The sequence below is a fragment of the Exiguobacterium sp. SL-9 genome (assembly GCF_004336985.1).
Classification (GTDB): Bacteria; Bacillota; Bacilli; order Exiguobacteriales; family Exiguobacteriaceae; genus Exiguobacterium.
The window spans coordinates 699,345-721,623 of record NZ_SJUO01000002.1 but is presented as its reverse complement, the minus strand read 5'-3'; the positions used below and the strand labels follow the sequence as shown (position 1 = coordinate 721,623).

Genomic DNA, 22,279 nt, shown 5'->3' with positions numbered 1-22,279 from the left:
GGAATATACATATGTCAGTGAAACAGAAATGGGAAGCGTTACGGGGGCGATTGGACGTCCGACGCTTTCAATGGAAACCGAAATGGCGAAAGTCGAGCGCTCGTGAAGGGAAACGCGTGACAGGTAAGAACCTGACGATCCGACAAAAGCTTTGGGGTCTCGTCATCCTCGCGCTCCTCATGGTTGCGGGTGTCGGCGGTTACTCGCTCTTGTCGCTCGCCGACGCGAACCGGCAAGGCGATGACATCGTCAACAACTGGAATAAAGGACTCGACTATGCCCACGAACTGAACACGCTCGCTGCGAACTATCGGGCGCTCGAACTCGAACATATCGTGACCGAAGACGCGGCCGCGAAAGAAGAATTGATGACCGAGATGAAAGACATTCGGACGCGCATCAATGAGATCGCCCCGAAATATGAACAAACGGCGACGGGCGAGACGGACAAAGAGTTGTTCGCCAACTTCAGCCGCCAGTGGGAGATGTACCAACGCGTGTCGGATAACATGCTGATCTTCAGCACGTCTGGCAACAACGGTATGGCTCGCTCGTATTATGACGCCCAGTCCCAATCGACATACGATAACTTCACGCAGCGCCTGACCGAGCTCGTCGACTACAATTCGGAAGGCTCGCAACGTGTCGGCGCCGACATGGAACGTGAGTTTCAACAGTCGCTCATTACGCTACTCGCGGTGACGATCGGTGCGGTCGCGCTCTTGTTGTTCCTCGGTTTGAGCTTATTACGCTCGATCATCACACCGATGCGGACGCTTCAAACGAAGTTTGACGAACTGGCTTCGCAAGGCGGCGACTTGACGATGGCCATCCCGGTCACATCGAACGATGAAATCGCCCAAGTGAGCCGCTCGTTCAACACGTTCCTCGCCACACTGCGCGACATCATGATTGACGTCGACAAAACAGCGAAAATCGTCCTCGTCTCGTCAAAAGAAGTGGCGACGGAAGTGACCGAACTGAGCCGGTATATGGAAGAGACGTCCGGCACGGTCGAGGAATTGACGGCCGGTATGGAAGAGACGGCCGCCTCCTCGCAAGAGATGAGTGCGTCGACGACCGAGATGGGCAGTTCCATCGATTCCATCGTCGACTTGTCGAACGACAGTGCGACGACAGCGGGTGACGTCGAACGCCGCGCCCATGCGATGCGTGAACAAGCCGTCGCGTCGAAGACGGAAGCAAACGCTATCATCGAACAGAAACGGATCGAGTTAGACGAAGCAATTAAAGGTGCACAGTCGGTCGAACAGATTCGTGTCTTGACGAGCGCGATCCTCACGATCGCCGACCAGACGAACTTGCTCGCTTTGAACGCATCCATCGAGGCAGCGCGGGCCGGAGATGCCGGCCGCGGCTTCGCCGTCGTCGCTTCAGAGATTCGAAAACTCGCCGAGAACTCACGGCAGACCGTGAACGAGATTCAAGCGGTGTCGCACACGGTCATCGATTCGGTCGCACGACTCAATACGAGCTCGGCCGACATGCTGACGTTCCTCGATACGAAAGTGCTCGCCGACTATGACCGACTCGAGGAGTCGGCCACACAATACGAGTCGGACGCGACCGTATTCGGACAGACGGCCGAGACGTTCGAGGCGAACGCGCTCCAACTGCGTCATATGACCGACAGCATTCTCCACGTGATTCAAGAAGTCGCGACGACCGTGACGGAAGGGGCGGACGGGACACAGTCCATCTCGGAGAAAGTCCAACTGTCTGTCGAACGGTTCAACGACGTTCAAGTCCGGATGCAGGAAACCGAACAGCGCGCGGTCGATCTTTCGAACCGGGTATCGCAGTTCAAAATATGAAACGAGACCGCAACTCATCACACAGTTGCGGTCTTTTTCTGTGACAAAATGATGGAAGGGAAAGTGGGAAATGAGGTCAATGTCTAAAAAATAGGTCCAGAAGATTGGAAAACCGGTTCCGACATCCGATAAAACCCATGTAGTTCCAAAAAAAGAGAGATAGAGGTGGAAGAGGACACGGTCCTCGAGAGATTATGAAACGATTCAATCAACTGTCATTGACTCAAAAACTGTTTAGCGGCATCGGATTGATTTTACTGTTCGTCACGCTCGGCATGGGCTATAACCTATGGACGCTGCAAAATATGACGACCCAATATGAAGAGATGATCAGTCATGACGTCATGAAGATGAAGGCGGCCGATGACTTGTCGCTCGGCATGACGCGTCAAGCGTACGGGGTACGCGGATATATTCTCGTCCAAGAAGACGAACGGCGCGAACAAATCGAACGGGGTGGTAAAGAGAAGAAAGAAGCGCTCGAACAATTGCTCGCACTCGCGAAGACGGAAGCCGAGCGGAAAGAATTCGAGAGCATGCTCTCCTACGCGACCGGCTATGACGATTTGGCACAAGAAGTCATCGTCGCGGCCGATAATCAAGATCAGGACAACATCGACCGGCTCACGCTTCGCCTCATGCCTGATGTGACGGCATCCATCACAGCGACGGGCGAACAGCTACAAGCCGAGACGGAAGCAACAATTGTCGAGAAACAACGAGAGCTCGAACAGCTCGGTGGACAGGCGTTCCTTTATTCGACAGGGATTGCTATTCTCATCTTGCTGCTCACACTTGGGGCCGGTTATATGCTCCAGCGCATGGTCACGGTACCGCTCCGACAGTTATCCAATGAAGTCGGGATTGTGGCCGATGGCGATTTGACGCGTGCCGACCTTCAAGCACTCACACGTGACGAAATCGGTGAGCTCATGGTCGGTTTCAACCAGATGAAAGGCAACCTCCGTGAACTCATCGACGAAGTGAGCCGGAACGCCCAAGAGATTACGGCCCAGTCGGAAGAACTATATGCGAGCACGGAAGAGATGTCGTCGCAGACGGAAGAGACGACACGGATGATTGAACAAGTTGTCGGTCAGACCGTCAACCAGGCGGCAGCTGCCTCGAAGAGCGGACAGGCGGTCGCGGCGGCCGATGAAGGCGTCGAGCGGATTGCCACATCAATCGGGACAATCAGTCAAGACGTTCAGACGAGTCTAAAGCTCGCCGAACGCGGTGAACAGACGATTCAACAGGCGAAACAAGAAGTGCTCGCCCTCGAATCCGAGACGGTCGTCACCGGTCAATCGATCACGGCGTTGAAACAACAGTCGGACGAGATCGCCCTCATCACCGAGGTCATCCAGTCGATTACCGACCAGACGAACTTGCTCGCCTTGAACGCGGCCATCGAAGCGGCCCGGGCCGGAGAGCAAGGGAAAGGCTTCGCCGTCGTCGCCGAAGAAGTGCGGAAGCTCGCGGAACAATCAAAACAATCGGCGTCCCAAATCGCCGGCTTGATCGAGTCGATTCAGACGCAATCGAACGCGGTGCTCGAACGTCACGCCATCAGTGCGCGTCGCGTCGAGACGAATACGGCGCTGCTCGAAGAAGCGACGGCGTCGTTCCAACAAATCGTCGGGCAATTGCACGCCTCGGTCGAGAACACGGAACAAATCCGGGTCGCCTCAACGGAAATTTCGACGACGACGAAACAAGTCGCGACAGCAACAATCCATATGGCAAGTGACAGCGAAGGTACGGCCGAGACGATGCGTAGCGTCGGCGAGACGGCCGACGCCCAGCTCGCGATGATCCAAGAGTTGAACGGTGTCGCCGAGTCGCTCGGCAATATGACCGGAGACTTACAGACGCTCATCGGTCGCTTCCAAACATAAGACGAACCGTCCTTTCCTGTTTTAGGAGAGGACGGTTTTTGCGAGTTCCAAGGATTGAGCAGATGGGGTTAGGGGAATTGCCGAAGAGAGACAATATCTCAATACCAGTGAAAAGGGGACAGGATTATGAAATATACAGTCATCACCGGGGCAAGTTCAGGGATTGGGTATGAGGCGGCGAAACAGTTCGCGAAGCAAGGGAAATCGCTCGTGCTCGTGGCACGCCGTCACGATGAACTCGAGAAGTTGCGGAGCGAGATCAAATCGATTTCACCGAAGAGCGACGTCATCATCAAGGCGAAAGACTTGTCGTACAGCGAGAACGTTTATGCGTTGTATGAGTCACTCGCCGATCTCGACATCGAGACGTGGGTCAATAACGCCGGGTTCGGGGATTCGAATCTCGTGAAAGACGTCGAGGTCGGGAAGATGGAGAATATGATTCGTTTGAACGTCGAGGCGTTGACGGTACTGTCGAGCCTGTACGTCCGGGACTATCATAACGTTGAAGGGGCGACACTCGTGAACGTCGCGTCTGTCGTCGGCTATCATATCGCCAAAAAAGGTGTCACGTACAGCGCGTCGAAGTTCTTCGTCAGTGCGTATACGGAAGGACTCGCTCGCGAGCTGATGAACGACGGGGACAAATTGCGGGTGAAAGTGCTCGCCCCGGCCGCGACGGAGACGGGCTTTGCGAACCGGGCCCGTGAAGAGGACGACTTCGACTATAGTCAAAACGTCGAGAAGTATCATACGGCTGAAGAGATGGCTGAGTTTTTAGTGCAATTGCTTGAGAGTGATCAAGTCGTCGGAATCGTCAACCACGAGGACTACTCGTTCGAGTTGCGCGGACCGATTCATCCGTATATGTAATAAATGATTGGTTAGGTTTGAGTGCAAAAACGAGTTAAATCTGTTACATTAAATACATACAGTATGTATTGTAAGTATTTAATGTGGAGGTGTTTTTGTGCAAAAACTAAAAAGTAGTGAAAGAAAGTTAGTGAAACACGGAAATTCTGTTCACGTCTCAATTCCTATAAGTGAATTGCGGCATCTGAATTTAGAAGTAGGCGATACAGTTTCCGTAACTACGACAGATGAGGGCATTTTAATCAAACCGACTAATAAGATTGAAATTCCGTCCAACATGGATATCGCTCCGAACTTCTTTAAAGAAATGGAACAAATTATGAGTCAGCACGATGAGACATTTAAAGGATTAGTAGATCGTTGATTCAGTATGTAACGGAAACAGAAGTGATTGCAATCAATCGTTTAATGATTCTGAGGTATTCACCTGAAGAACCAATTGGTATAAAAGACAGAGGTTTATTAAGTTCGTTCGTTCAAAGAATGAACCACTCTGCGTTTGGTGAAGATGCTTATATTACTGTATTTGAAAAGGCGGCTGCCTTATTTCACTCATTGATTAACAACCATTGTTTTATTAATGCCAACAAACGCACTGCTTATGGAGCACTTCAATTGTTTTTAGCCCGTAACGGATTTGCGCTCGTATTAGAGTCGTCTCTTGCAATCGAATTATGTGTTCGAGTAGCGACAGAGCAAATGGATATTCAGCAGTTGGCCAATGATATAGAAATTAACTCATCACCACTTTGATTCATTTAACGACAATAAACAGCCCGAACTCTTTGAAAGAGTTCGGGCTGTCTGTTTACGTTTACGATGAACGCATCGAATCCCCGTAGCCCCCGGTCAAGCGGTGCGTGAGCCGGTGATACCAATAGCGGAGACGTAAGCGGTATACATACAGTCTGGACGTGTTTGGCAAGACAACGTTGTCGATATAATCCGCGAACATGGCACGGAACATACGGTCCTCGCTGTCGTCATACGTCGCGCTCCACATGCCGTGCTCTTCGACCTCGAGCAACATCGCAATCGTCTCGTCATCGAGTTGATGGTTGTCTTCCGGCAAGCGCTTGACGAGCATTTCGACCCGGTGGCTACAGATCGACGCGTAGAGCGAGTGGGCGCGTGGGTTGCGCGGGTTCGCGTTCAAGTACCCGATGGCCGCCTTGAGTAATTCGTCGTTCATCTCGAGCGGAATCTCATCGAACACTTGGAAAAATTCGAGCAGCATCGGCACGGTCTCTTCGTTGAATCCGGCGAGTCGGATGTAATGCATCAAATGGAGGCCGGCCTCCCCGAAAAACTTGCGATTGAAGTAATGGACAGCAATGGCACGCTGGACCATCGGCACGTCCGGATAGCGTTCGACGGCGCGAAGGAAATGTTGCTCGGCCTCGAACATGAAATTCGTATCGTCGCTCAAAATGCCATGGAGGCAGTGGATCATGTAATGGTCGCCTTTTTCGCTCGCGGCTTCGAGTACGGCACGAGCCCTACCGAACTCGCCTTCACGAATGAGCGGGTAAGCCCGCAGCGCCGGAAAGAACGGGTCCTCGGGGAAGTTCGTCTCACCGCGGACGATGAGCGACTCGATCGATTCAGCGTTATAATCGTCAATCAGTTCTTCAAGGAGCATCATCTCGAGGAAGGTGCGCTGAAAGTCTGGATGGTGTAAATCGATGGTGTGTTTCACAGAAGTCCCTCCCAAGTTCGTGAGTGTGGCTTCATTATACCGAGCATTCGGGCGGACGAGTAGATTTTTTTCAAGAAATGGGAAAAGAAAAAGGAAGGATTTGCGAAGAAACGGAGGAATGGAAATGGTCACGTTCACGGGCTATATCGTCGAGCTCGAGCCGACGCGGCTTCGGGTCGCACCGAACTTGGATGCTGAGCCGTTTGATGGCATCGTGTTTCACTGGGAAGGAGTACTTCGAGAGGAAGAGGTACCGCTCGCCGTCGGGCAACAGGTGCGCGTCGAACACGATGAGAAGATGACCCGCTCGCTACCGCCCCAGGCGACGGCGTACCGAATCGATGTGCTATGATGAGGCTGAGGTGAGACAAATGGGACAGTCGAATTTTTTGTGGATGGGCGTCGTCATCGCCATCAGTGCGCTGATCGTCTGGTTGTTGCAGGATGTAATGCCATTTTGGATGTTGTCGATCATCCTGCTGTTGTTCGGGGCCGCGGTCGGCAACGTGCAGCGGCGCGCTCGAAAAGACACATGAAAAAGCACGTCATCATTCAGATGGCGTGCTTTCTTCGTCTTCCACCGGCTCGTCCGGGATATCCTCGGTCGCGTCAGTCACGTCCGACTTCTCCTCGGTGACGGGCAGTGGCGCCGGTTTGTCGTTCTTGTCTTGTTTCGGCTTTGTGTTCGGACTCGGTTTGTCTTGCTTATTGACAGGTGCCGGTGCTTCCGCTTCTTTCTCTTGAGCGGCTGGCTTCTCTGGCTCGACGGGTTCCGCCGGTTCGGTCACAGGGCCGTCGGGCTCGGTCGGTTGCTCCGTGACGGGAGGCGTCTCAGGTTCTTCGGCCGGTTGTTCCGGTTCGACTGGTGTTTCCACTTCGACCGGTGCCGGCTCTTCTGCGGGCTCTTCGGTTTCTGGTGGAGCTTCGGGAGCGGCTTCCGGTTCCGGTGTCGATTCAGGTTCTGGAGCCGGAGCTGGTTCGACCGGGTCTTCTCGTTTCGGGACCGGTGTAATCGGCGCGACCGGTGCGAGTTCAGCGGCCGGCGTACTGCGTTTTTTCGTCGGTGGTGGTGCTGGCGTGTCCGACTCGAGGAACGACAGTACGTCTTGTTCGAACAAGGCGACCGGGAGCGTCTTCGTCACCAAGTGCAGTCCAAGAACCCGTCCATTGGCCGTGACGATCGGGCTGCCGACGGCACGATTCGGTAAATCGAATTCCCGCTTATAGCTGTCTTCTTCGAACGTGAGCGTTCCTTCGATTTGTTCATCCGGCGCGAGTGTCAACACTGGTTCGTCCGGTCCGACAATCGCATGGCTGAACGAGAACGGTGTCGCTTTCACTTTTTCGATGCGGATGACGGCGATCGCGTCGGTCCGACCGATGACGGTCCCGTTTACTGCCTTGTCACCATGTTTCATCGTGACGCGAGTGATGCCGGCGACGTTATGGGCCGCCGTCAACACGTCTTGCGGACTAATTAAAAAACCGGTGCCTGTTCCAATCGTATATAAGCTATCTTGCAACGTCTCGAGGTCGACGGTGGTAGCCCCGTCGGCCGAGACCGTATCTTCGGTGATGTTCAAGTCGACTTTGTCGGCGAGCGATTCACTCGAGCGCGGAGTTTCGGTGAGATAAGCGTTCGTCAAAAAAGAGACGAAGGCGATGAGTGCGATCGCAATCGGGGCAGCAATCCATTTCAAGCGACGAGTGCGATGGCCGCACGTCGGACAAACAGTGGTTTTCGAGCGGGATTTCGCTCCGCAGCGTGGACAAGTCACGGGATGACACCTTCCTTCATAAACATAGATGATATGCCTATTCCTCATATGAAGGAGGGGTAAACAAATATTTAACCGGGGCACATACAGGAAAGGTGAGTGGAATGAACTTTTTCAAAACGGGAAAGAACTAATGTAACGTTTCAGAAAGGGGAAACCGACATGCAGCCTTTTTGGACGACTCGTGCCTTTCGTAATGGGATTTGGGTGTTGCTCATCTTGACGATCGTGTTCATGGCCAAACAAGTCGAGTTCTTGTTTTATCCGATCGGTATCTTTTTCGCCACTGTCCTGACCCCGTTTTTATTCGCTGGCATCTTATTCTATTTGACGGTCGGTCTCGTCGATTGGTTGGAAGTGAAGTTCAAGCGCCGATCGCTCGCGATTTTGACGATGTTGCTCTCGTTGCTCCTATTGACTGTCGCATTTGTCCTGACACTAGGTCCGCTCATCACACGACAATTGCTCGCACTGCTCGACACGTTCCCGCGCTTTGCCGAAGAGAGTTACCGTCAATTCCTGTTATTGTACGCTCGCCTCGAAGAGTACAGCTGGTTCCGTGAGTACGCCGAACAAAACGCGACGTCCGTCGAGACGTGGGTGCGCCAATTGGCCGATGCGCTTGGCGTCGTCATCGGTTCGGTCGCCGGGTCGCTCGGACGTTTGCTTGCTCTCGTGATTTCCGGGCTGTTCACGTTGTTCATCGCCTTGTTCTTGTACGTCTTTATGTTGATTGACGGCGGCAAGCTCGCAAGTGCGATCGTTCGCTGGATTCCACCGACGTATGAACAGGATGCCCGTCACATTCTGCACGACATGCACGAGACAATCAAACGCTACGTCCGGGCCCAGCTCATCGTCTGTACGTTCGTCGGTTTCTTCGCCACCATCGCCCTATGGCTGCTTGATGTCCCTTTCTTTCTGCCGCTCGGGCTGTTCATCTTCGCAACGAATATCATCCCGTATTTCGGTCCGTTCCTCGGGGCCGCACCCGCCGTCTTAATCGCGTTCATTGATGAGCCGGTCAAAGCCATCTACGTCATCATCGCCATCACCATCGTCCAACAGCTTGACGCAAACGTCATCTCACCGCTCGTCCAAGGCAAGTCACTCCGTGTCCATCCCATCACCATTACGCTCGTCCTGCTCGTGGCGGGACGTCTCGCCGGGATCGTCGGTATGCTGCTCGCCGTCCCACTCTACGCTGTCCTAAAAGTCACGTTTCTCAACATGCAAAAACTATATGCGCTCCGTAAACAGTCGAAGTTTTCTGGTAATACAAATCGTTGATGTAGGACTCAATCCTGAAAGGGGATTCCGGCATGAACTCCTTACTCGCCTTCACGATCGTCATGCTGATTTGGACGATTAGCGACTACGTCTCTAAGAAGACGAAAGCGCTCCTGTCGTCTCTGTTCGTCGCCTCGGTCATCTTTCTCATCGGATTCAAATCGGGCTTATTCCCGGAAGATTTGTTGCCGTCCTCATCACTGCTCACGCTCGGTCAGACGGTCGTCGGTCTCGTCATCGTCCACCTTGGGACGCTGATCAGTCTCGATGAGTTCAAACGACAATGGAAGACGTTTGTCATCGGGGTGTCCGCCGTCCTCGGGATTGCCGCTTTCCTATATGGCATCGGTCAATTTTTCCTCGACACGAACTATGTGTTGAGTGCCATCGCGGCCATCAGTGGCGGGACGATCTCCATCATTCTCGTCCAAGACGCCGCCGTCAACGCCGGGCTCGTCTCGGTCGCCGTCTTTCCGGTTTTGATTGCGGCGACGCAAGGGTTGATCGGTTTTCCACTTACGTCGATTATCTTACGGAAAGAGGCGCGGCGCATTCGGACGGCGCATCGGGATGGGACACTCGTCACACCGGAGGAACATGCGGTCGTCCATGACGAGACCGACGATTCGATTTTACCGGCCGCGTTCCACACGACGGCTGGAACGCTGTTCGTCATGGGGGTTGTCGTCCTTATCTCGACCGTCTTGAGCGGGTGGACGAACGGCTACTTGAATACGTTCGTCATCGCCTTGATTCTCGGAATCGTGTTGCGTCGCTTCAAGATTTTGAAAGCGAACGCGTTGAACGGCATCGATGCCTATGGTCTCATCATGATTGCGATTCTTCTCATCATCTTCGGTCCGCTCGCGACGCTGTCACCGAGCGCCTTGTTCGATTTGATTGTGCCGATCACCATCTCGTTCATCCTCGGTGTGTCCGGACTACTATTGTTCGCACTCATCGTCGGACGCTTCCTCGGCTATTCGAAAGAGATGTCGATGGCGATTGGGTTGACGGCACTTTATGGATTCCCGGGGACGCTCATCTTGAGCGAGGAGGCGGCGAAGAGTATCGGGGAGACGAAAGAGGAGGTGCACATCATCGAGGATGAGATTTTACCGAAAATGATTGTCGCCGGGTTCTCGACGGTGACGATTACATCCGTGTTTATCACGGGGATACTTGCTGCTTTCATTTATTAAGAAGGAGGAGACGACATGGCATTATCAACCGAACTAGGCAAAATCAAGCAACTTCATAATGCGGAGGCGGGGGTGCTCAGTCTTTACTTGAGCACCAAACCGAGTGAGCGTGACAAATGGGAGATTAACTTGAAAAACGAGTTGCGCCGGCTCGAGCAAGAAGTCGAAGCGAGCGGGGACGAATCGAAACGGAAAGCGTTCAAACAGCTCCGTGACCGGGCCGAGCGAGAAATTTTAGGGAACGAACATAAGTTGTTGCGCAGCATCGTCTTATTTGCGGAAGGGAATGACGGATTGTTCGAACTACACTTTCTACAGCTCGATGTCGACAACGATTTTCATTACGGGGACAAGCCGAAATTAGATCAAATCGAGAAGCTCGACGCTGAGTTCCCGAACACGGGCATCTTGCTTGCTCAGCTCGATAGCATTACGGTGTACGATACGAGACTCGGTGAAGTCGAGGACGTCGTCGTGTTCGATCTTGATTTAGACACTGACCAATGGAGAAGATACCAAGGACGCGGTGCCGGCGGGAGAGCGTCGTCAAGCAGTCAAATTGATTCATTTGACAGCCGGAAAGAGAACCAAATCCATCAATTCTATCGGGACGTCGGCGGAGAGATTCGCTCGCTTCATAAGCATCATAAGTGGAGTGAAGTCGTCATCATCGGGCAAGATCGAAGCGCCAACTTGTTAAAAAATGAACTCGGGCTAGACGTCGAGCGGGTCGTGAACCGGAACTTAGGACATGCCGAGGAGGAAGAAGTATTGCGACGAGCGTTTGAAGCATGAACGAAGCGAGCGACTGCGTGTCGCTCGTTTTTCATTCGGCCCAACGGTTGTCTTGCGTGAAGGAGATTGTCAGCCATTTCTCATACGGTAAGAACGTGAGCGCATCTTCGATCTTTTGACGGATGCGGTCCTGTTCGGCGATTTTGTCATACTGATAATCTTTCGGGACAACGAGGTCAATCTCGATGAATAGCATGTTACCAGACTTGGTCGTTCGCACGTACGTTTTCAACACGTCATAGTGATGGGCGACTTGTAGGATGGTCAGTGTGATTTGTTTACTGTACGGCGTCTCCGTGTTCATCCCAATCAACTCTTTGATCGCAGTCCACATCTCGATGAGCGGCGTCTTGACGAGCCAGAGTGTGATGATAATCAGCATGACCGGGTCGACATACGGAGAAATCGCATCGAACGACAGCCAGACGAGCACTTGTGCAATCAAGTAGCCGACGAGAGCCCCACCGAGGACAAGTTCATTGCCGCCGGAGCGGACGTCATCGATAGCACCAAGGAAGGCGTCGACGATGACGTATAAGAGGACACCGTACTGGAACAAGATGATGAGCGGTTCAATCAAACTTTTTCCGAACGGGAACCGCTTGTCGGTCGTCAACATATAGACGCCGGCTCGAAGCGAAATCCAGCTCATGATGACGCTCAAAAACGAGTAGATGCCGTCAAATAAAATGAAAGCGGAAGACAGCCAATAACCGACAACGATGCCGGCGATAGCGAAAAAGAACGAGCAAATGACGGAGACGCGCAAGACGTAGCGCTCGAGTTGAGGGTCTTTTGGCATATGGGGCCTCCCTTTGAGTCGGACAAACGATAGCGACTACTCCTATTTTCCCGCTTCTACACAATCTTATGTTTCGAACATACAGTGTCGACAAAAAACACGCCTGACCTCATGTGTGAGGACAGGCGTGTATGAATTAAAGTGATTTGTAGCCGAGGAAGTGAGGTCGCCACTGCGGATCATGAATCGAGTTGATTTGCAGCATCTCGCCTCCGGCATGAATGAACGTCTCGTTGTCGAGCATGATGCCGATATGAGACGGTCCGTTGCGATACGTCCCGTGGAAGAAGATGATGTCGCCTCGTTTTCCGCTCGAGAGGTTCGTCCGGCGATTCTTGAAATGGTTGCTATGCCAATAGCCGCTCACGTTCGTCCGTCCACCGATCTTACCGGCTTGGTTGCTCGCATAATGAATGAGCCCGGAACAGTCAAACCCACCATTGAGTGGAGACTGTGAACCCCATGTGTATGGTGTCCCGAGATGTTTGGCGGCAGCTGCAATCATGCGCTCGGTTTTCGTGTTACCTCGTGAAGTCAACAACGGGTCTTGCTTGACCCGGATGGCCTGTTTCTTGACATAAACGGGTCGCCAGCTGTCTTGAATCAAATACGAATCGCCGTGAAGGGAGCGCGGATAGATTCGTCGATTCGCATCGAGGTAGCCAATCGGTTTTGTATCGTACGGATTCGCATAGAACGGTGTCTGTTTGACCGTATGGTAGTGGGCTTTGACGGAAACCGCCTTTTTTGCCACTGCTTTCGGTTTCGTCTTGGCAATATACGGGTTCAATACATATACTTTTTTACCGGATGCGAGACGGACTTGCCAAAAGTCGTCATCAATCGAGCGAAGGCCGACAAGCTTGGCACCGCGCGCTAATTTACCGGCTGGGCGAGTGTAGGCGATATCGCTCGAGAAGTAAGGCGTCTCACTGATTTGGGTATAGAAAACGGTCCCGACCTTTGATTTCGGGAGCGGTTTATTCAGGCTCAAGTATGCCGTCGGGACGAAATAATACTTTGTCCCGATCATGACGCGTGTGTAATGTCCGCTCGTTCCATACGTCTCAATCAAGCGCCCACGATTGAAGTGAGTGATCTTCTTCGAAAACGTGGATGTAGTTTGGTACACGTCGACATCATTGAATTTAACATAACGTTTGCCCATCGCGTCATAGAGCGGGGGTTTCTTCGTGCTGGTCATACTTGTCAAGACGAATCGGTACTGCCCGCCCGTGAATACGCGCGTGTACTTGCCGTGCGTCCCGTAAATCGTCACAAGCGCGCCGCGTTTTAACGTTCCGACGGGTTTGAATGACTCGCTGTAAAGAGTGGTTGATTTGGTGATGTAGCGCTGGCCGGTCTTCAACGGGGCTGGTTTTTTCGTGCTCGTATGGCTCGTTTCAACAAATCGATATTGTCCGTTTACGAAGACACGGGAACGATTTCCGACCTGGCCGTAAATACTGATGCGTTGGCCTCGCTTGACGATGCCGACTCGAGTCGTCTGAGTCGCATCTGCGTACAAAGACGTATCTTTTGCGATGTACCGTTCCGTCGTTTTGACGGGGCGACTTGAAAGCGCACGCGCCGGTACATAGCGATAGTGTTCACCCGATTGGATGCGGAAATATCCGTTCGTTTGTCCAAAAACGATGATGGTTTGTCCGAGTGGCAATTGACCCACGACGGGACCCGTACGCGGCGATGCATACAAGTCAGCCTTCGATTTCACATAACGTGTCTCTTCAAGAAGCGGAGGCGCCGTATCGGAAAGTGACACACGTTGTACGAATCGGGGTGTCTCGCCGACGACGCGCAAAAGTTCGGCCCCGTCCCCTAAATCGTAGACGCTCACGGTCGCGCCGTATGATAAAAACTCGACCGCATTCCCGGCTTCATCAAGTAGGTCCGTTTCAGCGATGACGGTTTTCGTGACCGGTTCGACGAGGACCTCGTTCGGGACGTACCCGGTTTGTTCACCTGCTGATACGTGGGCATAGGTATCGGACCGATCGAGAACGGTGACGGCCGTGCCTTTCGGTAACGTGACCAAGCTGTCGCTGTCTTCAATCGACACGAGGAGAGGTGTGTCGACCTTGATCAAGCGTGTGGTCGCTTCTGCAGAGACGGAAGCCACCAGTAAAAAACTGAATAGGATAAGTGAACTGAATAAACGTTTATACATGATGTAGCCACCTCAGGATTATAGTTTCATCTATTATTATATCGACTTAGAAAAGGAAAATGTTAGAAAATGAGGTGGGACATTGTATCTTCTCTCCGATTTGGCATGCTAGAATAACAAAAAGCATCCGGAAAGTAGGGTATTCATGAAATTTGTAGTCTTATTCGGCCCACAAGCCGTCGGCAAGATGACGGTCGGGCAAGAGCTCGCACGAATCACCGACTTAAAGCTGTTCCATAACCACATGACGATTGACCTCGTCAGTCCGTTCTTTAGTTATGGGACGGAAGAAGGACGCCGCCTCGTCCAACTGTTTCGCCATGAGCTGTTTGAAGCAGTCGCAAAAAGTGACTTGGACGGAATGATTTTCACGTTCGTCTGGGCGTTTGATTTAGAAGAGGATTGGGCGTATATCAAACAAGTGACCGATTTGTTCGAGATGAACGGGGCCGACATCTATTACGTCGAGCTCGAGGCGGACATCGAGGAGCGCCTCATCCGCAACCAAACGGAGAACCGGCTGACACATAAGCCGACGAAGCGGGACATCGCCTGGTCGGAAGGCGAATTGAAGCAGACGTCGACGCTGTACCGCTTGAACTCACGGGACGGGGAGCTCGACGTCGACAACTATTTGCGCATCAACAACACACATCTCGATGCGGCGACGGTCGCCGAACGAATCAAACATCACTTCCAGCTATAACGAAAACGAGCCCTGTAAAGGAGCTCGTTTTTGTTATGCCCACCAATCGGGGTGTTGATAGGATGTGAGTAGTTCTTTCTCGATGAGACGTTCGTCGAGGTAAGACGTGACGCTCGGGAGCACGGGATCGAGATTGGCCGGGTGGACCATCACTTCAATCGAGTCGCCCGGTTGAATCGAGTTGAGCGTCGCTCGTGATACGCCGTCACCGTAGAACAGGTCACTGAACCGTTCGGTCACCCACAAATCCCGGCGTGCGTCGAGTGTCGTTAAGGCCCGAAACGTCGTGCCATATTCTTCGGCGAGACGGACGATGACGTCTTGAATCGCCGGCCAGCCATGGACGTGATGATGACTGTCGAGGTGGTGGAGCGGAAGACCCGTCGCACGGAACGCCTCGATTTGGGCTTTCCATTCGAGATAGACAAGTTCCGGGTCTGGCGCCGCTTCGGTCAGAAAACGGTTCGTGTAGCGGAACGTGCCGTCTTCTTTCGTGAGCGGTGTGCTCGTCTCGGCGAGCGGCCGGCCCCACGTCAAGGCGAGATGTACCCCAACGTGTAGGGAAGGGTATTGCCTCGCGAGCACCACGGCCTCTTCAACGGCGTGACCGTTCATGATCATCGTCGCTGAATTGACGATGCCATGGACATGGCTCTCGATGATGCCGCTGTTCACCCCGGTCGTCAGTCCGAAATCGTCAGCGTTGATCAAGACAAACGTCTTATGCATTTTGGACGAGACCGAGCGCTTGATCGAGCACTTGGTCACCTTTCATGAGGCCGTATGCCATGTTGTCGATGACGGCGACCGGTACCGACACGGACGACTTGATTTTGCCTTCAAGATAGCGGACTTGTGGACCGATCAAGATGACGTCCACGTTCGTTTGTTCTTTCAAACGTGATTCCGGGATAGCGTCAATTGTCGCCTCTAAGCCACGGTTTGCGGCTTCAGTACGCATTTTTTCTACAAGGATCGATGTCGACATGCCTGCTGAACAGACGAGTAAGATGTTCATTTCGTTTCCTCCAATCGATTGAGTCGAGTGATCATGTCAATCATCTCGATGGCGAGTTCTTTGACGGTCATCGCCGTCATGAGGTGATCTTGGGCGTGGACGAGCAGGACACTCATGTCGCTCGCTGTGCCGCGTGCTTCTTCTTGCAGCAGCTCGGTCTGCATCTTATGTGCTTCGAGAAACGCCGCATCGGCTTCCTTCATTTTTGCTTCCGCGGTTTCCACTTCACCGCGCTTGGCGGCAGCGATCGCCTCGAACGCCGACGAGCGGGCGTTGCCGGCGTGCAAGATGATCATGAATGATAGTTGTTGCATCGTTTCAGTTTTCAAGAAATTTTCTCTCCTTCGTTGACTTCAGCTTTATTCTTATTGATTTCGGCTGTCATCGCCTTGGCTCCTGCCATGACGAACGGGATATACATCGCCGTCGCGATCGTCAAGTTGACGAGTTGGAGCAAGACGCCGCGGACGCTACCGCCGGTGACGAGATAGCCGCTGATGATCGGTGGCGTCGTCCATGGTACGATGGCGACCGTCTTCGGTACCATACCGGTCGTCAAGGCGACGTACGACACGATGGTGAGCGTGACCGGGACTAAGATGAACGGGATCAACATGACCGGATTCAACACGATTGGGAGACCGAAGATGACTGGTTCGTTAATGTTGAACAGTCCAGCCGGTGCCGACAATTTCGCGACTTGGTGGTACGGGTGATTGCGCTGCTTCCGGACGACGATGAAGATAGCGAGCAGGAGTGCGAACGTCGTACCTGATCCGCCCATGAAGACGAACGTATCGAGGAACGGCTTTGTGACTGTGAACGGTACGTCATATGCCGACGCACCTGCTTGGAACGCGGCCAAGTTTTGCTCGATGAGCGGCAGATAAATCGGCTCGATGACCGAACCGATGATGTTCGTGCCGTGCAACCCGAAGAACCAAAGGATATGGTTCAAGAACGCGATGACGAGACCGGCCGCGAGCGAATCGCCGAACCCTTGGAGCGGTTGTTGGATGACTTTGAAGATGACTTCAAAAATACTGAGTTCGATTTGAAGCGTCATGAACAGTTGTACAGCGGCGACGAGCGTCAAGATGAGCATTGATGGGATGAGCGCCTGGAACGAACGGGTGACCCCGCCCGGCACACCGTCCGGCATCTTGATTGTCAATTTCGTGTTAATGAGATAACGGAACAGCTCGGTGACGACGATGGAGACGATGATGGCGACGAACAACCCTTGTGCGCCTAGCCAAGCGAAGTTGAGTCCCCAGTCCTCGGTGACCGGGACGAGCATGATGTACGACGCGACCGAGAGGATCCCGGCAGCGAGTCCGTCGACCCCATACGACCGGGCCAAGTTATACCCGATCGAGAAGGCGACTAACAGCCCTAATATGGCGAACGAGGCGGTCCAAATGTTGCCGCCGAGTCCTTGCCAGTTGCCTTCACCGAAGGCGTTGTTCATCATGCCGACGAAGTCGAGCGAGAGGCCACCTAAGTTGATGGCAGGGAAGTTGTTGATGAGGACAGCGAGCGAGCCGACGATGATGAGCGGCATGACCGATACGAATCCGTCGCGGATGGCGACCAAGTGACGCTGGGAGCCGATGCGCCCAGCGATTTCGATAAATTTGTTCACGAATAAACCTCCTTCTGGAATTGTGGTAAGTACGCTTCATGTGCATCGAATAGCTCACGAAGAAGCGGATCGATTTTTTTCTCATCTTGGATGAGCGGGTTCATCAAGCAGGCGAGATAGGCGTCATGGTATGAACCCGAGATCGCCGCTTGAATCGCAAGTTGTTCAAACGTCTTCAAATTGGTAATGAGTCCTTTGATCGGGAGCGGGAGCGACCCGATGGCGATTGGACGCGGTCCCGACTTCGTGATGACGGCGTTCACTTCGATGACGGCGTCGTCTGGTAAATCGCGGATCGTGCCTCGATTCAGCGTGTTTACGGTTTGGATATCACCACGGTCGTTATAGATCGAGTCCATCAAGTTGCAGGCAGCGTCCGAATAATAGGCACCCCCGCGTTTTTCGAGCTCGTCCGGCTTCACGTCGAGCTCGATGTCCTTGTACTTCTCGAACAGTTGCGACTCGACTTGTTGAACGACCTCGGCCCGTGTCCCGTTCTGTTCGTATGCCGCTAAGTCTTTCGCGAGCACGTCCTTCGTCTGGAAGTAGTACTGGTGATACGGGTTCGGCAACATGTGGAGCGACTTCAAGAACGATTCGCTCCAACCGAGTCCGACGATGTTCGCGGGTGAATAATCAGTACCAGCGTTCAGTGACGCGAGCACATCGTCCGTGCGGTCAACCCCATCGACCCAGACGTGACGGCCGAACACGAAATGGTTTAATCCGATAAATTCGATCGCGACGTGTTCGACCGGTGTGTCTAAAATCTCAGCGACCGAGTTGCGCATATTGAACGGGATGTTGCAGACACCAATGACCTTGTTGTGCGCTGAATGGTTTAACACGGCTTCGGTGACGATGCCGGCCGGGTTCGTGAAGTTGACGAGCCAGGCGTCCGGGCAAATCTCGGCCATCTCATTGGCGAGTTCGATTAAGACGGGGATGGTCCGGAACGCTTTGAACAAGCCGCCGGCACCGTTCGTCTCTTGCCCGATAAAGCCGTGCTTGAGCGGGATACGTTCATCCAAGGCACGAGCTTTCAAACCGCCGACGCGAATCTGTGTCGAAACGAAGTCCGCGCCGTGCAGTGCCTCTTTTCGATTCAGTGTCCAACTGAGCGAGATGTCCGCTCCAGATTTTTGAATCATCCGTTCGGCGAGACGGCCGACGATGTCTAATTTTTCCCTCCCTTCCTCGATGTCGACGAGGACGATCTCCCGAACCGGGAACGTCGCTTGCCGCTGAATGAATCCTTCAATGATTTCGGGGGTATAACTCGAACCTCCACCGATGATGACAACCTTGACTGCCATAGTGCCAACTCCTCCTTTTGTGAAAGCGATTTCTTTTTGTTGTAACAAATATAACAAATGATACAACTTGTCGCAATATAAAAAGTACAAATAATACAAATTGTTTTTTGTATTTGCATTTGTATGTTTCCTGTATCACAATAAAGGAAAGAAGGATGATAGAAGGGGTGACAGCATGTCGCAATCGACGCTTCAAACCGCAATTAAAGAAGAGTTACTAGCCCGCATCAAGAGCGGCCATTATACAGAAGGGGAGAAATTCCCGACCGAGTACGCCTTATGCGAAGAATTCGATGTCAGCCGGACGACCGTACGCGGCGCTCTTAATCAGTTGACGACCGAAGGGTATCTCGTCCGCCAACAAGGGCGCGGCACGTTCGTCGCCGGAAAAAAAGTGCGACAGACGTTGTCGCACACGCCGAACAATTACGCGGCCCAGCTCGCCGTCCAAGGGAAACGTGGGCAAGTATCGCTCATCGAGTTGTCCGTCGTCTCGGCGAACGCGCAGCTCGCGAACGTGTTCACGCTCGACGAACAAGCGCCGATTCAAAAGATCGAGCGAATCCGTCACGCCGACGGGGAGCCGACACAGTACGAGGTGTCGTTCATCCCGTGGCAGATCGCGCCCGGTATCACGAAAGACCAGGCCGAGCACTCGCTCTTCCAAACGCTGTCGCAAGTGCACGACGTTCACGTCGCCAAGACGACCGAGTCACTCGAGATCGCACTCGCCGATGAGCGGGTAAGCAACTTACTCGACTGTCCGCTCGGCACGCCGTGCTTCTATATCGAGACGGTGACCGAGGATGTATCAGGGATAACAATTGAGTATTCACGGTCTTATTTTAGAGGGGATAAAACTAGCTTCGTCATCGAGCGGAGTTACTCCTGAAAAACACGCCGAGATTGGCGTGTTTTTTTTAAGGATTAAAGGGGGTTCACATCCGACAGTCATGGATGCGTCTCATTCATTGAAACGAGAAGATTTGTTGCGTACAGTTAGAATTAGAAAGGTGGGGGTAGGATGCTATTCAAAAAGAAAGCAGCAGGAGAAGCAGGGGCGAAACGTTTCAAAGTCAAATTGACGGAACAGTTGCCAGAACTCGGACAAATCACCATCATCGTCGACACGGCGACTGGCGTGAACTACGTCCAGACATGGGTCGGGACAGGTGGCGGTATTACGCCGTTGCTGGATCCAAACGGGGACGTCGTGGTCGACGACGTTTCAACAGATTGAGAAAGGATTGAAGACGCATGCACATCATCGAATTCAAAGACGTGAGTCACAACGACATCTTACATAACATCACCGGTTACTTTCGTGAAGGACGCATCACGACGTTTGTCGGACCGAGTGGTGCCGGCAAAACGACGTGTTTGAAACACATTAACGGACTGTTGTCGCCGGATGCGGGTGACATCTATTTCAAAGGTGAGAACATTCGAGACATCGACATCATCGCACTCCGGAAACAAATCGGCATGGCGTTTCAAAGCGCACCGATGATTGACGGGACCGTATATGACAACTTGAACTTGCCAAAAGCCATCTTCGGCGAGGCACTCGACCGAGGCAAGGCGGAAGAGTTACTGCGTAGCGTCGACTTGAACGATACGATGCTCGACAAAGCCGTCAAGACGTTGTCGGGCGGGGAACGGAGCCGGGTCGCCATCGCCCGGACGCTCGTCAATAAGCCGGATGTATTGTTGTTAGATGAGATTACGGCGAGCCTCGACTATCGGACGATGAAAGAAATCGAGCGGCTCATTCTCAAGCTCCAAAAAAACTTCGGCGTCACCGTCATTTGGATCACCCATGACCTCGATCAAGCACGGCGGGTCAGTGACGACATGTGGTTTTTACGTAACGGGGAATTGATCGAGTTCGGGGACGCATCGTTCATCGACACGTCGGACAATCCGATGATCGGGCGCTTCGTCAGGGGGGAAGAGCTATGACGTTCGTTGAATTGATGACGTCGCTCATTTTCGTGGCGATTCCGCTCGGACTGGCGCTATTCTTGAAGCTCGGTCTTGAACGTGACATCGTCATCGCGACGGTGCGATCGATCGTCCAACTGCTCATCATCGGTTACATCTTGACGTTTGTCTTCGAGAGCGATAGCCCGGTCTTCATGTTGCTTATGATTCTCTTGATGATCGGGGCGGCGACGCAAAACATCATCAAGAAAGGCGATGGGATTCCGGGGATCACGGGCATCATCGTTCTCACGCTCGTCACGGTCGAGGCGTTGACGATGGGCCTCATGCTTGGGCTCGGTATCATCCCGTTCGAGCCGGAGAAAGTCATCCCAATCAGTGGGATGGTCATCGGCAACTGTATGGTGTTGTCCCTCTTATTTTTGAACAAGTTTAAAGACGAGGTCGAGCGGAGTGACGAAGTCATCGAGCTGATCTTGTCGATGGGCGGGGCACCGAAAATCGCAATCGAGCGGAGTTTAAAGAACGCCATCCGGACGAGTATGATCCCGACTGTCGAGGCGCAGAAGACGATGGGGCTCGTCCAACTCCCGGGTATGATGAGTGGACTCATCATCGGGGGTGCCGATCCGATGGAAGCGGTGCTGTATCAACTGCTCATCCTGTTCCTCATTTTAACGACGGCGACGATTTCAGCCGTCATGGTCGGCTACCTGGCATATCCACGTCTGTTCAACCAAAAACTGCAGTTTATCGGATTGACGTATCGGAAGGCGGAAACGACATGATCACAGGCATCCATCACGTACAAATGACAATCCCAAAAGGTGAAGAGGCGCGAGCGCGGGCGTTTTACTGCGGAGTGCTCGGACTTCGTGAAATCGACAAGCCGGAGTCGCTTCAAGGTCGAGGTGGATTTTGGCTCGAAGTCGGCGACCAAAGCGTCCATGTCGGTACCGAGGACGGAGTCGACCGAATGAAGACGAAAGCACACGTCGCCTATGCGGTGACGGATTTAGCGAAGTGGGGACGAAAACTCGAAGCAGGAGGAATCGAGCGGATTGAAGGAATTCCAATCCCTGGCTTCAATCGGTTTGAGTTCCGCGATCCGTTCGGCAACCGAGTCGAGATGATTCAGGCAATCTAAACGAAAGGAGTGCCCATAAAAATGGGCACTCCTTTCGTTTAGATGTAAGTAAAAAGCACGTATGATGTCTTTTGAAGATGGAAAGTGATTTGCCCTCAAAACAAAGTATAAAAAGTAGAAAACATTAATTTAAAATTAAAAGA

General features: G+C 52.8%; 25 protein-coding genes. 16 read left to right on the top strand and 9 right to left on the bottom strand.

Annotated features, from left to right (window positions below; genetic code table 11):
* Nucleotides 1-11: 11 nt before the first annotated feature.
* The 5 genes from EVJ34_RS08130 to EVJ34_RS08110 all read left to right on the top strand — a co-directional run bounded on the left by EVJ34_RS08130 (nt 12) and on the right by EVJ34_RS08110 (nt 5,359).
* Entirely contained in the window at nt 12-1,835 is a 1,824-nt protein-coding gene (locus tag EVJ34_RS08130; protein WP_131485217.1) for a methyl-accepting chemotaxis protein, read from the top strand.
* A 194-nt stretch (nt 1,836-2,029) separates the two neighbouring features.
* A complete protein-coding gene (locus tag EVJ34_RS08125; protein ID WP_131485216.1) occupies nt 2,030-3,733 on the top strand; it encodes a methyl-accepting chemotaxis protein in 1,704 nt (567 codons plus the stop codon).
* Between the two features lie 126 nt (nt 3,734-3,859).
* Nucleotides 3,860-4,606: an SDR family NAD(P)-dependent oxidoreductase gene (locus EVJ34_RS08120; RefSeq protein ID WP_131485215.1), complete on the top strand. Its 747-nt coding sequence runs from the start codon at nt 3,860-3,862 to the stop codon at nt 4,604-4,606.
* Nucleotides 4,607-4,703: 97 nt separating this feature from the next.
* Entirely contained in the window at nt 4,704-4,970 is a 267-nt protein-coding gene (locus EVJ34_RS08115) for an AbrB/MazE/SpoVT family DNA-binding domain-containing protein (protein ID WP_131435656.1), read from the top strand.
* Nucleotides 4,967-5,359: a type II toxin-antitoxin system death-on-curing family toxin gene (locus EVJ34_RS08110; RefSeq protein WP_236636668.1), complete on the top strand. Its 393-nt coding sequence runs from the start codon at nt 4,967-4,969 to the stop codon at nt 5,357-5,359. Before EVJ34_RS08115 ends, EVJ34_RS08110 begins: the two co-directional genes overlap by 4 nt.
* Nucleotides 5,360-5,420: 61 nt before the next feature.
* Here the strand turns inward: EVJ34_RS08110 and EVJ34_RS08105 are convergent, their stop codons facing one another.
* On the bottom strand, nt 5,421-6,305 hold the full coding sequence (locus EVJ34_RS08105) for a tetratricopeptide repeat protein (protein ID WP_236636667.1): 885 nt from the start codon (nt 6,303-6,305) through the stop codon (nt 5,421-5,423).
* Between the two features lie 124 nt (nt 6,306-6,429).
* On the opposite strand from EVJ34_RS08105, the gene EVJ34_RS08100 reads away from it, so the two are divergent.
* Together EVJ34_RS08100 and EVJ34_RS15800 are read left to right on the top strand one after the other, a co-directional pair.
* Nucleotides 6,430-6,657: a DUF3221 domain-containing protein gene (locus tag EVJ34_RS08100; RefSeq protein ID WP_131435654.1), complete on the top strand. Its 228-nt coding sequence runs from the start codon at nt 6,430-6,432 to the stop codon at nt 6,655-6,657.
* Between the two features lie 19 nt (nt 6,658-6,676).
* A complete protein-coding gene (locus tag EVJ34_RS15800; RefSeq protein ID WP_201739673.1) occupies nt 6,677-6,841 on the top strand; it encodes a hypothetical protein in 165 nt (54 codons plus the stop codon).
* 12 nt (nt 6,842-6,853) lie between these two features.
* Here EVJ34_RS15800 and EVJ34_RS08095 read toward each other — a convergent pair whose 3' ends face one another.
* Complete coding sequence (locus tag EVJ34_RS08095) at nt 6,854-8,083, bottom strand: S1 family peptidase (protein ID WP_131485214.1); 1,230 nt, start codon at nt 8,081-8,083, stop codon at nt 6,854-6,856.
* A 162-nt stretch (nt 8,084-8,245) separates the two neighbouring features.
* Between EVJ34_RS08095 and EVJ34_RS08090 the strand changes: the two genes are divergently transcribed.
* The 3 genes from EVJ34_RS08090 to EVJ34_RS08080 are packed head-to-tail and all read left to right on the top strand — an operon-like array spanning nt 8,246 to nt 11,370.
* Entirely contained in the window at nt 8,246-9,373 is a 1,128-nt protein-coding gene (locus EVJ34_RS08090; RefSeq protein WP_131485213.1) for an AI-2E family transporter, read from the top strand.
* A gap of 32 nt (nt 9,374-9,405) precedes the next feature.
* Entirely contained in the window at nt 9,406-10,575 is a 1,170-nt protein-coding gene (locus EVJ34_RS08085) for a hypothetical protein (protein ID WP_131485212.1), read from the top strand.
* 15 nt (nt 10,576-10,590) lie between these two features.
* Nucleotides 10,591-11,370 (top strand): VLRF1 family aeRF1-type release factor, encoded by a 780-nt coding sequence (locus EVJ34_RS08080; protein ID WP_131435642.1) that lies wholly within the window; start codon nt 10,591-10,593, stop codon nt 11,368-11,370.
* Nucleotides 11,371-11,401: 31 nt separating this feature from the next.
* Here the strand turns inward: EVJ34_RS08080 and EVJ34_RS08075 are convergent, their stop codons facing one another.
* A complete protein-coding gene (locus EVJ34_RS08075) occupies nt 11,402-12,172 on the bottom strand; it encodes a cation efflux transmembrane domain-containing protein (protein WP_131485211.1) in 771 nt (256 codons plus the stop codon).
* A gap of 136 nt (nt 12,173-12,308) precedes the next feature.
* Entirely contained in the window at nt 12,309-14,360 is a 2,052-nt protein-coding gene (locus EVJ34_RS08070; RefSeq protein WP_131485210.1) for a C40 family peptidase, read from the bottom strand.
* Between the two features lie 145 nt (nt 14,361-14,505).
* On the opposite strand from EVJ34_RS08070, the gene EVJ34_RS08065 reads away from it, so the two are divergent.
* Nucleotides 14,506-15,066, top strand: coding sequence for an AAA family ATPase (locus EVJ34_RS08065; RefSeq protein ID WP_131485209.1), 561 nt, complete (start codon nt 14,506-14,508; stop codon nt 15,064-15,066).
* Nucleotides 15,067-15,099: 33 nt separating this feature from the next.
* Here EVJ34_RS08065 and EVJ34_RS08060 read toward each other — a convergent pair whose 3' ends face one another.
* The 5 genes from EVJ34_RS08060 to EVJ34_RS08040 are packed head-to-tail and all read right to left on the bottom strand — an operon-like array spanning nt 15,100 to nt 19,045.
* Entirely contained in the window at nt 15,100-15,795 is a 696-nt protein-coding gene (locus EVJ34_RS08060; protein WP_131485208.1) for a ChbG/HpnK family deacetylase, read from the bottom strand.
* Nucleotides 15,788-16,084, bottom strand: coding sequence for a PTS sugar transporter subunit IIB (locus EVJ34_RS08055; protein ID WP_131485207.1), 297 nt, complete (start codon nt 16,082-16,084; stop codon nt 15,788-15,790). The genes EVJ34_RS08060 and EVJ34_RS08055 overlap by 8 nt, the downstream gene beginning before the upstream one ends.
* Nucleotides 16,081-16,398: a PTS lactose/cellobiose transporter subunit IIA gene (locus EVJ34_RS08050; RefSeq protein ID WP_031200063.1), complete on the bottom strand. Its 318-nt coding sequence runs from the start codon at nt 16,396-16,398 to the stop codon at nt 16,081-16,083. The genes EVJ34_RS08055 and EVJ34_RS08050 overlap by 4 nt, the downstream gene beginning before the upstream one ends.
* Before the next feature lie 11 nt (nt 16,399-16,409).
* Nucleotides 16,410-17,729, bottom strand: coding sequence for a PTS cellobiose transporter subunit IIC (gene celB / locus EVJ34_RS08045; RefSeq protein WP_131485206.1), 1,320 nt, complete (start codon nt 17,727-17,729; stop codon nt 16,410-16,412).
* Nucleotides 17,726-19,045 carry a 6-phospho-beta-glucosidase gene (locus EVJ34_RS08040; protein WP_131485205.1) on the bottom strand — a complete coding sequence of 440 codons (1,320 nt, stop codon included), beginning with the start codon at nt 19,043-19,045 and terminating at the stop codon, nt 17,726-17,728. Before EVJ34_RS08040 ends, celB begins: the two co-directional genes overlap by 4 nt.
* 175 nt (nt 19,046-19,220) lie before the next feature.
* On the opposite strand from EVJ34_RS08040, the gene EVJ34_RS08035 reads away from it, so the two are divergent.
* The 5 genes from EVJ34_RS08035 to EVJ34_RS08015 all read left to right on the top strand — a co-directional run bounded on the left by EVJ34_RS08035 (nt 19,221) and on the right by EVJ34_RS08015 (nt 22,136).
* Nucleotides 19,221-19,937 (top strand): GntR family transcriptional regulator, encoded by a 717-nt coding sequence (locus EVJ34_RS08035; protein WP_131435626.1) that lies wholly within the window; start codon nt 19,221-19,223, stop codon nt 19,935-19,937.
* Between the two features lie 132 nt (nt 19,938-20,069).
* A complete protein-coding gene (locus EVJ34_RS08030) occupies nt 20,070-20,285 on the top strand; it encodes a DUF6440 family protein (protein ID WP_131485204.1) in 216 nt (71 codons plus the stop codon).
* Between the two features lie 17 nt (nt 20,286-20,302).
* On the top strand, nt 20,303-21,007 hold the full coding sequence (locus EVJ34_RS08025; protein ID WP_131485203.1) for an ABC transporter ATP-binding protein: 705 nt from the start codon (nt 20,303-20,305) through the stop codon (nt 21,005-21,007).
* Nucleotides 21,004-21,777 carry an ABC transporter permease gene (locus tag EVJ34_RS08020; RefSeq protein ID WP_131485202.1) on the top strand — a complete coding sequence of 258 codons (774 nt, stop codon included), beginning with the start codon at nt 21,004-21,006 and terminating at the stop codon, nt 21,775-21,777. Before EVJ34_RS08025 ends, EVJ34_RS08020 begins: the two co-directional genes overlap by 4 nt.
* Entirely contained in the window at nt 21,774-22,136 is a 363-nt protein-coding gene (locus tag EVJ34_RS08015) for a VOC family protein (RefSeq protein ID WP_131485201.1), read from the top strand. Before EVJ34_RS08020 ends, EVJ34_RS08015 begins: the two co-directional genes overlap by 4 nt.
* Nucleotides 22,137-22,279: the final 143 nt, after the last annotated feature.